The sequence below is a fragment of the Micromonospora sp. PLK6-60 genome (assembly GCF_019890675.1).
Lineage (GTDB): Bacteria > Actinomycetota > Actinomycetes > Mycobacteriales > Micromonosporaceae > Micromonospora.
Genome location: NZ_JAIOAA010000024.1, coordinates 1 through 12,101 on the forward strand (window position 1 = coordinate 1; position 12,101 = coordinate 12,101).

General features: G+C 73.3%; 6 protein-coding genes. 3 read left to right on the plus strand and 3 right to left on the minus strand.

What is annotated here, in order from left to right:
- The first annotated feature begins 179 nt into the window (after positions 1-179).
- Together K7640_RS27610 and K7640_RS27615 are read left to right on the plus strand one after the other, a co-directional pair.
- The gene (locus tag K7640_RS27610) at positions 180-2,999 is read left to right on the plus strand and encodes a M36 family metallopeptidase (protein ID WP_308042786.1); all 2,820 of its coding nucleotides are present in this window, start codon (positions 180-182) and stop codon (positions 2,997-2,999) included.
- A gap of 274 nt (positions 3,000-3,273) precedes the next feature.
- Positions 3,274-7,641 (plus strand): ExeM/NucH family extracellular endonuclease, encoded by a 4,368-nt coding sequence (locus K7640_RS27615; protein ID WP_255610069.1) that lies wholly within the window; start codon positions 3,274-3,276, stop codon positions 7,639-7,641.
- 148 nt (positions 7,642-7,789) lie between these two features.
- On the opposite strand, the gene K7640_RS27620 is transcribed toward K7640_RS27615, so the two are convergent.
- Positions 7,790-8,863 (minus strand): DUF4037 domain-containing protein, encoded by a 1,074-nt coding sequence (locus K7640_RS27620; protein WP_222957860.1) that lies wholly within the window; start codon positions 8,861-8,863, stop codon positions 7,790-7,792.
- Between the two features lie 182 nt (positions 8,864-9,045).
- Here K7640_RS27620 and K7640_RS27625 point away from each other — a divergent pair, with 182 nt between their 5' ends.
- Entirely contained in the window at positions 9,046-9,969 is a 924-nt protein-coding gene (locus K7640_RS27625; protein WP_222957861.1) for a 5'-3' exonuclease, read from the plus strand.
- A 30-nt stretch (positions 9,970-9,999) separates the two neighbouring features.
- Here the strand turns inward: K7640_RS27625 and K7640_RS27630 are convergent, their stop codons facing one another.
- Positions 10,000-10,875: an MHYT domain-containing protein gene (locus K7640_RS27630; protein WP_222957862.1), complete on the minus strand. Its 876-nt coding sequence runs from the start codon at positions 10,873-10,875 to the stop codon at positions 10,000-10,002.
- 232 nt (positions 10,876-11,107) lie between these two features.
- On the minus strand, positions 11,108-11,890 hold the full coding sequence (locus K7640_RS27635) for a ThuA domain-containing protein (protein WP_222957863.1): 783 nt from the start codon (positions 11,888-11,890) through the stop codon (positions 11,108-11,110).
- Positions 11,891-12,101 lie beyond the last annotated feature (211 nt).

A 12,101-nucleotide genomic window follows, 5' to 3' on the forward strand; every position in this document is an offset into this window, starting at 1 on the left:
GCTGACCCTCGACAACGGATTCCAGTACCGCAGCTATTTCAAGTTCATCAGCTGATCCCTGACCGCGACACCGGATAGCCCCGGAGGGAGCGTCCCGACCACGGACACTCCCTCCGGTGGTGTCGCGGACCCGTTCGAGGCGAGACCCGCCGCGTCCGTACAGCGAAGGGAAACCCCCCGTGCAGACATCCCCCTCGAATTCGCGTGGCCGACGCGTCGCCGCGGTGCTGATGGCCACCGGCCTCGTCGTGGCCCTCGGGCCGTTCACCGCCCGGCCCGGTTGGGCCGCGCCCGACGAGCAACCCGAACCCCTCGGCCGCTTCCTCACCGGCCCGAACCAGGGCAGCCCCGCGGAGATCGCCACCCGCTACCTGCGGGCCCACCCGGCCGAGTACGGGGTCCGCGCCGCGGACCTCGCCGACCTCACGGTCGCCTCCAGCTACACCAGCAAGCACAGCGGAGTGACCCACGTCAACCTGGCGCAGCGCCACCAGGACCGGGAGGTCTTCGGCGCCACCGCCACCGTCAGCGTGGCCCGCGACGGCAGCGTCGTCTTCGTCGGCGACACCCTGGTCCCCGGGCTGACCGGCGCGGCCACGGCCACCCCGTCCCTCGACGCGGTCGACGCGGTGCGGGCCGCCGCCGACGCGCTCGACCTGGCCGACCCGCAGGGCCCCCGGGTGCTCAGCCGCACGACCGGCCCGGCCCAGCGCACCGTCGTCTCCGGCGGCGGCATCTCCGACCAGCCCATCCCCGCCAAGCTCGGCTGGCAGCCCACCGACGACGGCCTGCGCCCGGCCTGGCAGCTGGTGATCGACGACGCCAGCGACGTGCACCTGTGGAACGCCACCGTCGACGCCGAGAGCGGCGAGCTGCTCGCCGCCGACGACTGGACCGACCAGGACAGCCCGGCCGACCTGGCCAGCACGCTGGGCCGCCGGACGGCACCGGCGGCGGCCGCCGCCGCTCCGGCACCGGCCGCCGCGAGCGTCCGGCCGCCGAACCCGGTCCAGGACGGGTCGAGCTACCGGGTGTTCGAGTTCCCCAAGGGCGACCCGAACGACGGCCCACAGACGGTGGTGACCAAGCCCGCCGACGGGGACGCCTCGCCGTACGGCTGGCACGACACCGACGGCGCCGCCGGCGCCGAGCACACCACCACCCGGGGCAACAACGCGCACGCCTACACCGACCGGGACGCCAACAACCAGGTCGACCCGGGCAGCGCGGCCGACGGCGGCGCGGGCCTCAGCTTCGACTTCCCGGCCGACCTGAACGAGCACCCGCAGACCTACACCCAGGCCGCGGTGGTGAACCAGTTCTACTGGTGCAACGTGGTGCACGACCTGACCTACCGGTACGGCTTCGACGAGGCGTCCGGCAACTTCCAGGTCAACAACTACGGCCGGGGCGGGACCGGCGGCGACGACGTGCAGTGCGAGGCGCACGACGGCTCGGGGCAGAACAACGCCAACTTCTCCACCCCGGCGCTGGACGGCGGGCGGCCCCGGATGCAGATGTTCCTCTGGCCGGGCAACCAGTTCGGCCTGCCCAACGCGGTCACCGTCGACGGCCGCACCTACGAGGCGGAGTACGCGCGGTTCACCCCCGCGCCGACCAGCGCCGGCTTCGCCGGCCAGGTGGTGTCGGTCGACGACGGCGTCGGGGCGGCCGGCGACGGCTGCACCGACTACCGGCTGCCGGCCGGCGCGATCGCGGTGGTCGACCGCACCAGCGCCTGCAACTACCACGTCCAGGTGAGCAACGCCGAGCGGGCGGGCGCCACCGCCGTGGTGGTGGTGAACAACGTGGCCGGCGCCCCGGTGGTGATGAGCGGCTCGATGAGCCCGGCCGTCGGCATCCCCGCGGTGATGGTGAGCCAGGCCGACGGGGCCGGCCTCCGGGCGGCGCTGCCGGCCGCCGGCCGGGTGCACCGCAACCTCGACCGGCCGGCGATGCGGGACGCCTCGTTCCGCTCGGAGACGATCTTCCACGAGTACGGCCACGGGGTCTCCAACCGGCTCACCGGCGGCCCGACTGTCAACTGCCTCACCGGCGACGAGCAGATGGGTGAGGGCTGGAGCGACTTCCTCGCGATCACCTCGCTGCTCAACCCCGCCATCGACGACCCGGAGAACGCCCGCGGCTACGGCCAGTACCCGCTGTTCCAGGACAGCCGGGTCGGCGGTGGCATCCGGCCGCGGCCGTACTCGCGGAACATGGAGATCCAGCCGTTCACCTACGACAGCATCAAGACCGGCGGCTGGCTGGACGGCACCTCGCTGGCCGCGCCGCACGGCATCGGCCACGGCTGGGCCGCCGTCCTGTGGGACGTGACCTGGAACCTCGTCGACCGGCACGGTTTCAACCCGAACCTCTACCAGGCGTGGCACACCGGCGGGAACAACCTCGCGATGCAACTGGTGATCGACGGGTTGAAGATGCAGGGCTGCGGCCCCGGCTTCGTCACCGGCCGCAACGCGATCATCGCCGCCGACGCCGCCCTGACCGGTGGGCAGAACGCCTGCATCCTCTGGGGCTCCTTCGCCCGCCGCGGCCTGGGCTACAGCGCGGTGCAGGGCACCACCGGCCGGAACGACAACAGCGAGGCGTTCGACACCCACCCGTCCTGCCGCGGTGACTTCGTCGGGCGGGCGGCCCAGCCGGCCCTCAACACCGTCGTCGCCGGGGACGCCGTACCGATGAAGTTCACCCTCGCCACCAACCGCGGCCTGGACATCCTGGCCAGCGGCTCGCCCTACTCCCGCCTGGTCGACTGCGACACCCTGCGCACCGTCAACCCCGACGGGTCGATCACCCCGCGTCCGACCCCCGTGGCGGCCCGCAACCCGGGCGGCGCCGGCCTGAGCGCCAACGCCAACGGCCAGTACAACTACCCGTGGAAGACCGACCCCGCCTGGGCCGGCACCTGCCGCGAGTTCGTCCTCACCCTCGACGACGGATACCAGCACCGGGCCTACTTCAGGTTCATCAGCTGACCCCTCGACCGGGTCGGGCCCGGGTCACGCCGCAGCCGGCGGCGTGACCCGGGCCGGTCACGTTCGGTGATCACGGGTGCCCGCCGAGCGCTCCGGCGACCGGCCGGGCACCCGTCGACAGCGTGACGCGGCAGGTCGACGCCGGGGCCGTCGCGTCGATCAGCGTCGCCGGCTGCCCGGTCGACCATTCCTTTCCGTACATCCGACGGCTCACCACCGGACACCGTGCTCGCTTATCCTCCAGCGGTCGAACCCCCCTCGGAGGCTCAGCTTCATGCGCAGAACCAGAAGATCACTGACCGTGGCGGGTGCGCTGCTCACCAGCGGCCTGCTCGCCCTGACCAGCGGCGCCACCGCGTACGCCGACCCAGCGGACACGCTCCCCGCCATCAGTGAGATCCACTACGACAACGCCGGGACCGACACCGGCGAGGCGATCGAGATCGAGGCGCCGGTCGACTTCGACCTGACCGGCTGGCAGATCGTCCTCTACAACGGCGCGAACGGCGCGGCGTACAACACCCGGACCCTGAGCGGCACGGTGCCGGCCGCCGGCGTGGTCGTCGCCAACTACCCGACCGACGGCATCCAGAACGGCTCCCCCGACGGCGTCGCGCTGGTCTCCCCCACCGGGTCGGTCGCCGAGTTCCTCACCTACGAGGGGACCTTCACCGCGGTCGGCGGCCCGGCCAACGGGATGACCGGCACGGACATCGGGGTCGAGGAGACCACCACCACCCCGGTCGGCCAGTCGCTGCAGAAGATCAACGGCAAGTGGAACGCCCCGGCGCCGCACACCTTCGGCGCCCGCAACGCCACCCCCGGGCCCGACCCGGACCCCGAGCCGGAGCCGGTCGGCTGCACCGTCACCGTCGACCGCACCATCGCCGAGGTGCAGGGCACCGGCGGCGCGACGCCGCTGCCGAACACCCGGGTCACCGTTGAGGGCATCGTGACCGCCGACCACCGCACCGGTGGCTACAACGGCGTCTACGTGCAGACCGCCGGCAGCGGTGGCGACCGCCCGGTGGCCGCCGGCACCGCCTCCGACGGCATCTTCGTCTACCTCACCACGAACACCGCGAACCACCCGTCGGTCACGGTCGGTGACCGGGTCCGGGTCAGCGGCACCCCGAACGAGTACAACGGCCTCACCCAGCTCACCATCGCCGCCAAGGCGGACGTGCAGATCTGCGCGCACGACGCGACCCTGCCCGCCCCGGTCCCGGTCGGCCTGCCGCTGGCCGACGACGCCCGCGAGTCGGTCGAGTCGATGCTGGTGGCGCCGCTCGGGCAGCACACCGTCTCCGAGGTGTACAACACCAACCGCTACGGCGAGGTCGTGCTCGCCGCCGGTGACCGCCCGGCCCCCAACGCGACCGACCTGGCCCGCCCGGGCTCGGACGCGGCCAAGCAGGTGATCGCCGACAACAAGCTGCGCCGGATCCTGCTCGACGACGGCAAGACCACCAACCTGTCCACCGCCGGGCTGCTGCCGCCGTACCTGTCCAAGGAGAACCCGCTGCGGGTCGGCGACTCGGTCGAGGCGTTCGGGCCGGTCGTGCTCTCGTACGGCTTCAGCGAGTGGCGCCTGCAGCCGACCACGCCGGTCAGCGCGGACACCCCGACGGTCGGCCGGACCACCTTCAAGGCCACCAACCCGCGGACCGCGACGCCGGCGAACGTGGGCGGCGACATCCGGGTGGCCAGCTTCAACGTGCTCAACTACTTCGTCCACTTCGGTGGCGACGCCCGCGGCGCGGCGAACGAGGCCGGGCTGGCCAAGCAGGAGGCGAAGATCGTCGCGGCGATCAGCGCGCTGGGCGCCGACGTGGTGGGTCTCGAGGAGATCGAGAACTCGGTCCGGTTCGACGCGAACGACCCGCAGCAGGCGCTCAAGCGCCTGGTCACCGCCCTGAACGCCAAGGACGGCGCGGGGACCTGGGACTACGTCCGCACCCCGGCGGAGCTGCCCAGCGCGGCCGAGCAGGACTTCATCACCACGGCGATCATCTTCAAGCCGGCCAAGGTCGCCCCGCAGGGCCCGGCGCGGTCGGTCAACGACGAGAGCGTCTGGTTCAACGCCCGCGAGCCGATCGCGCAGACGTTCACCGCGGGCAAGCTCACCTTCACCGTGGTGGTCAACCACCTGAAGTCCAAGAGCGGCACCGGCACCGGCGACAACGCCGACACCGGGGACGGCCAGGGCTCCTGGAACGGCGACCGGGTCCGGCAGGCCCGGGCGCTGACCGCCTTCGTCGACCGGGTCAAGGCCGACAGCGGCACCGACGACGTGCTGCTGCTGGGTGACTTCAACGCGTACACCCAGGAGGACCCGATGCAGGTCCTCTACGACAAGCAGTACAAGGACCTCAACGACACCGGCAAGGCCACCTACGTCTTCGGTGGCGAGTCCGGCTCGCTCGACCACGCCCTCGCCTCGCCGTCGCTGGCGTCGCGGGTGACCGGCGTCGACGTCTGGCAGATCAACGCCGTCGAGTCGTTCGCCTTCCAGTACGACGGGCTGGCCGCCTTCTACGACCCGAACCCGTACCGGGCCAGCGACCACAACCCGGTCGTGGTGGGCCTGAGCACCAGCGCCAAGCCGGTCAACCTCCAGCTGCTGGGCATCAACGACTTCCACGGCCGGCTGGAGTCCCCGGCCACCGTCGGTGGTCAGCCGGCCGGCGGCGCCGCCCAGCTCGCCGGCCTGGTCGGCCAGCTGCGGGCGCAGAACCCGAACACCGCGTTCGTCTCGGCCGGTGACAACATCGGCGCGTCCACCTTCATCTCCGCGATCGACGGGGACAACCCGACGATCGACGCGCTGAACGCGGCCGGCCTGGTCGCCTCGGCGGTGGGCAACCACGAGTTCGACAAGGGCATCGCCGACCTGACCGGCCGGGTGTCCGACCGGGCCGACTTCCCGTACCTGGGCGCCAACGTCTACCGGGGCGCCGACCGGGCGCTGCCGGCGTACTCGGTGAGCACCGTCGGTGGGATCAAGGTCGGCTTCGTCGGCGTGGTGACCGAGCAGACCGCGTCGCTGGTCAGCCCGGACGGCATCGCCGGCCTGACCTTCCGTGACCCGGTGGCCGAGGCCAACCTGGTCGCCGGCCAGCTCAAGGACGGCAACCCGGACAACGGCGAGGCCGACGTGGTGGTGCTGCTCGCGCACGAGGGCGCCGCGACGGAGAACATCAGCTCTGCCGAGGCGCTGGCCAACGACCCGGTCTTCGGCAAGTTCACCCGGGTCGACGCCACCATCGACGCCATCTTCAGCGGTCACACCCACCAGCCGTACGCCTTCAAGGTGCCGGTGCCCGGGTCGGACAAGCTGCGGCCGGTGGTCCAGGCCGAGGACTACGGCCTGCGGCTGGGCAAGGTCAACCTGACCTTCGACCCGAACTCGCGCTCGGTGACCGCCGCCGACGCCACACTGGTCGACGTGGTCGGCGCGCCGCAGCACCCGGCGGTGGCCGACATCGTGGCCGCCGCGAAGGTCAAGGCCGCCGAGCTGGGCAAGCAGAAGCTCGGGGCGATCACCGCGGACATCAAGCGGGCCTACACCAACGGCAACGAGGACCGGGGCAAGGAGTCGGCGCTTGGCAACTTCATCGCCGACGTGCAGCTCGCCGGCACCTCCGACGCCGGCCGGGGTGGGGCGCAGATCGCGTTCATGAATCCCGGTGGCCTGCGGGCCGACCTGCTCTACCGCACCGACGGCACGGTGACCTACGCCGACGCCTTCGCCGTGCAGCCGTTCGCCAACGACGTGGTCACCAAGACCTACACCGGCGCCCAGATCAAGCAGGTGCTGGAGGAGCAGTGGCAGCCCGACGGGGCGTCCCGTCCGGTGCTGTGGCTGGGGGTCTCGAAGGGGTTCAGCTACACCTACAACCCCGACGCGCCGAAGGGCTCGCGGATCACCTCGGTCAAGCTCAACGGCACGGCGCTGGACCCGGCGGGCAGCTACCGGGTGACGGTCAACTCGTTCCTCGCCTCCGGTGGCGACAACTTCACCACCCTCGGCCAGGGCACCAACCGGGCGACCACCGGTGACAACGACCTCACCATGCTGGTGAGCTACTTCGCGGCGAACTCGCCGGTCACCGCGGACACCCAGCCGCGCTCGGCGATCGGGCAGGCCGGACCGCAGTGCACCACCACGATCACCGGCAACTACGCCAAGCCGCTGGTGGTCACCGCGGGCCTGACCTGCCTGGAGAACGCCACCATCGGCGGCTCCGTCACGGTCAACCCGGGGGCGTCGCTGGTGGTCACCGGCGGCACCATCGGCGGCCCGCTCTACGCCACCCGCCCGGTGCTGCTCGACCTCGCCGGCGCGACGGTGTCCGGCCCGGTCACGGTCTCCGGCGCCACCGGCGCACTGAAGATCGTCAAGGGCAAGGTGGGCGGCCCGCTGTCGGTCACCGCCAGCACCGGCGGGGTGTCGGTCGACACGGTCACGATCAGCGGCCCGGTCACCCTCACCGGCAACACCGGCAGCCAGCCGGTCGTCGTCGCGGCGAACACCATCGGCGGCCCGCTCGCCTGCTCCGGCAACACCCCCGCCCCGGCCAACGACGGCCGGCCGAACAAGGTGAGCGGCCCGGCCAGCGGCCAGTGCGCGCGCCTGTGACAGCGGGCTGACCGCCGGTCCACGGACCGGCCGGCCCGAACCCGGTCCCCCGGGCATCGCCACGATGCCCGGGGGATCGGCGTTTCCCGCCGGGCCCGCGCCGTCGGTCCCGGCGGGGCGCGACAGGGGCGTGGTGCCGGCCGCGCCGTCAGTCCGGGTGGACCGCCGCCGCGATCCGGCGCAACCCCGCCGGGTCGGCGAGCACGTCGACGCTGTGCAGGTACTGGTCGACGGCGCCGACCGGTGGCCGGTCCCGCAGCACCGGGTCGGTGATCGCCGCGCGCAGCGCGGTGACGAACCGGCCGGCATGCAGCACGAGGAAGGGCCGGCCGTGGAACGGGCGGGCGGTGGGCGCGACGGGCCGGGCCAACCCGGTGTCGTTGGTCCAGGCCGCGACGATCTCCAGGGCCCGGACCAGGCCGTCCTGCCGCTCGGCCCAGTCACCCGGCCCGAGCGCCCGGGCCAGCGCGTCGACCGCCGGGTCCGCCGCCGGCAGCCGGCGGAACACGCTGCCGAGCCACTTGTCGTACGGCGGCCACCGGCGGTGCGCCAGCAGGCCGAGCCGCATCAGGTCCCGGGCCAGCCCGGCGGCCACCACCCGGCTGCCCAGCTCGTCGCCCACCTCGGCGCAGCGTCCCACCAGGTGTTCGGCCTGGCCGACCCGGCCCCAACCGGCGGCCAGCACGTACCGCCAGACGTCGTCGGGATACCAGGCCAGCCGGTCCCGGACGGCGGTCAGCGCGCCGCCGAGCCCGTCGTGGAAGACCGCCCCGCCGCTCAGCTCGGCCAGCCGCTGGGTGGGCAGCCCGAGCCAGTCCACGGCGGCCAGCCCTCCGCGGGGGTCGAGGCCGAGCTTGTCCCGCAGCCAGCCGCCCAGCTCGTCGACGGTCACCCCGTGCCGGTCGCCGTCGGCGTCCACCGTGCCCAGGCGGGTGGTCGGGCCGCCGGAGAACCGGGTCGGCCAGCCCAGGAACTCGGCCGGCAGCCCGGCGTCGAGGACCGCCCGCAGCGGCGCGACCTCGTCTTCGTCGGCGACGAAGAGCTGGGTGCGCGGACCCCAGTCGTGGTCGGTGGAGCGCGGGGTGTCCAGGCCGAGCAGCTCCGAGCCACCGTCGAGCAGCCCGGCGGCGTACCGCAGGTCGGGCCGGCGCTCGGCCAGCAGCGGGGCGACCACCTCGTGGTGGAACCGGCGGGCCAGCGTCAGCCCGGGAACGAACGCCATGCCGGCATCCTGCCCCGTCCCGCCGGGCCGGACCAGCCGATTCCCGCCCACGCCGCCCGCCCCCTCGCGGGTGGTTCGGTGTCGTACCGAGTGCGGCCCAGCCCGGCGGGCGACCGGCTACGACGACGACCGCCGCTGAGTCGCGTACCCCGGTTGTCGGTCGGTTGTGCCAGGCTGTCCGCGTGACCCAGCGAGCCCCGATCCTGCTGATCGACTCCCCCAGCCTCTACTTCCGGGCCTACTTCGGCATTCCGGAGTCGGCCGCCCGGACCGGTGACGGCCAGCCGGTGAACGCCGTGCGCGGTTTCCTCGACATGCTCGCCCAACTGATCCGCACTCGCCGGCCCGACCGGATGGTCTGCGCGCTGGACCACGACTGGCGGCCGCAGTGGCGGGTGGAGCTGCTGCCGTCGTACAAGGCGCACCGGGTGGCGCCGGCGGGCGGCGAGGTGGTGCCGGACACGCTCTCCCCGCAGGTGCCGATGATCCTGGAGGTGCTGGCGGCGGTCGGCATCACCGTGGTGGGCGCGGCCGGCTACGAGGCCGACGACGTGCTGGGCACCCTGTCGGTCACCCAGCCCGGCCCGGTGGAGGTGGTCTCCGGCGACCGGGACCTGTTCCAGCTGGTCGACGACGCCCGTGGGGTGCGGCTGCTCTACGTCGGTCGAGGCGTGGCCAAGCTGGACGACTGCGACGACGCGGCGGTGCGCGCCCGCTACGGCGTGCCCGCCGACCGGTACGCCGACTTCGCCGCCCTGCGCGGCGACCCGAGCGACGGGCTGCCCGGGGTGGCCGGGGTCGGGGAGAAGACCGCCGCCCGGCTGATCGACAGGTACGGCAGCCTGGACGGCATCCTGGCCGCCCTCGACGACCCGGGCGCCGGCTTCGCCCCGGGCCTGCGCACCAAGCTGGTCGCCGCCCGGGACTACCTGGCCGTGGCGCCGAAGGTGGTCCGCGTCGCGCTGGACGTGCCGCTGCCGGCGCTCACCACCGACCTGCCCACCGCGCCGGCCGATCCGGAGCGGCTGCTGGAGCTGGCCGAGCGGTGGAACCTGGCCGGTTCCACCCGCCGCCTGGTCGACGCGCTCGCCGGCGCGCGTGCCTGAGCGCGACCGGGTCGCGGCGCCGCCGGCCGGTCACTTCCGCCGCGACGGGAAGGTGCTGCCCGGTTGGGCCAGCGTCGACCGGGCGCGCAGCCCCACCGGGTCGGCCGCCGGCTCCGGGGCGGCGTCGGCGGGGCCGTCGGGTCCGTGCCGGCCATCGACGTAGGCGAAGCCGGCCCGGTCCTCGTCGGTCGGCGCGGCCAGCAGGGCGTAGATCAGCCCGACCACGCCGAAGATCACCGCGAGCACGATCGGCACCAGCAGACCGCTGACCTCGGTGCCGGTCAGCTCCCCGCGCCGGGCGTGCAGGTGCACCGACAGGGCACTCATCCCGGTGAAGTGCATGCCGTTGACGGCCACCCCCATGACCAGGGCGGAGGCGGCCAGGGCCAGGGCCCGGCGGACGGTCATCGACAGCCAGAGCGCGACGGTCGCGGCGACCACGGCGATGACGATGGACAGCGCCACCCGGGTCGGGTCGTAGCCGAGGCTGCCGTCCAGCCGCATCGCCGCCATGCCGGTGTAGTGCATGGCCGCCACGCCGCTGCCGGTGAACAGCCCGCCGATCAGCACCCGGCGCGCGCCGAGGCGGCCGGTGCCCACGATGGCCAGCCCGATGCCGACGGCGACCACGGCGATCACCGTGCTGGCCGCGGTGAGCGGGATGTCGTAGCGGATCCGGGTGCCGGCGACGGCGAAGCCCAGCATCGCCATGAAGTGCATCGCCCAGATGGCGGTGCCGCCGATGGCCCAGGCGGCGAGCAGGCCCCACCAGGCACGCTGGCCGGCCGTTGCGGCGCTGCGGATCCGGCCGGCGCAGACCAGGCCGAGGAAGGAACCGAGCACCGACAGCGCGTAGCTGAGCGCCGGCGTGATCCATCCGTACTCAAAGTGATTGATCTCCGCCACCTCGGCGCTCCCCTATCCCTCGTGCGGCCCGGGACAGGCCCGCCCGGACAATGATCGGACAGCCCGTGAGCAGGCGCGACGGCACCCCCGGGACACTTCCCGCGGTGTCACCGCAGTGACTCTGCGCGATCCCGTCAACGGGACCGTCGTGACCGAAAGTGATCATCCGGCCCGCCCGCCGACCCGGGGCGGGTGGCCGGGGCCCTCGGTCGGGCCCCGGCCACCACGGTGGTCAGTTCGGGTCGCAGTTGAACTTGGCCTGACCGGCCGCCATCTTGATCCCGCCGAGCAGGTGCTTCAGGAAGAGCGGCTCGGTGTACGAGGCGTCGGTGTGACCGAGGGCCGTGTACACGGAGCGCCCACCGTCGTAGCGGTGGCACCAGACCATCGGGTGGTCCTCGCCCATGGATCCGCCGGTGTAGCCGACCGGCTGGTAGGTGGACTCGTCGATCCTGGCCAGCACCCGGACCGAGCCGCGCGGACTGGTCTGGAAGTTGTACCACTCGTCGGTGCGCCACCACTTGTTCGGCAGCCCCCGGGTGACCTCGGTGCCCTGTCCGACGACGCGGACCAGCGCCGGCTGGATGGCCGGGTGGTCCCGGAAGTACGCGCCGACGAGGCCGCCGTACCAGGACCAGCTGTAGCCGCTGTCCGAGGCGGCGTGCACGCCGAGGTAGCCGCCGCCGCCCTGGATGTAGCGCTCGAACGCGGCCTTCGCCGCGGGCGAGGTCACCGGGTCGCCGGTGGTCGACAGGAAGATGACCGCGTCGTACTTGGCCAGGTTCGCGTCGGTGAACTGCCCGTCGTCCTCGGTGGTGTCGACGCCGAAGCCGTTCTGCTGGCCCAGCTTCTCGATGGCGGCGATGCCGGCGGGGATGGAGCCGTGCCGGTAGCCGGTGGTCTTCGAGAAGACGAGGACCTGGTACTGCGCGGTCTCCGCCGCCGCCGGGGCGACCGGGGCGACCAGGCCGACGATGAGCGCGAGCACGGCGAGCGCTCGTGACGATGCCTTCATGACTCTCCTTGTTCGGTGTGGTGGGTGCGGTGCGTCGCCCGTGGGCTGACGCCGCGTCTCGGGTCGACGGCCTCCTTCCGGTCGGTGCGCGCCGTCGTGCCCCGGCGCGCCGAACTGGGACGGGGAGAGTGGGACAACGGGGACCGGCGCCGCCGCCGGCCGCCGGGGGAACGCTGGTCGGGCGGTCGAGGATCCGCTCGACGGCGACGCC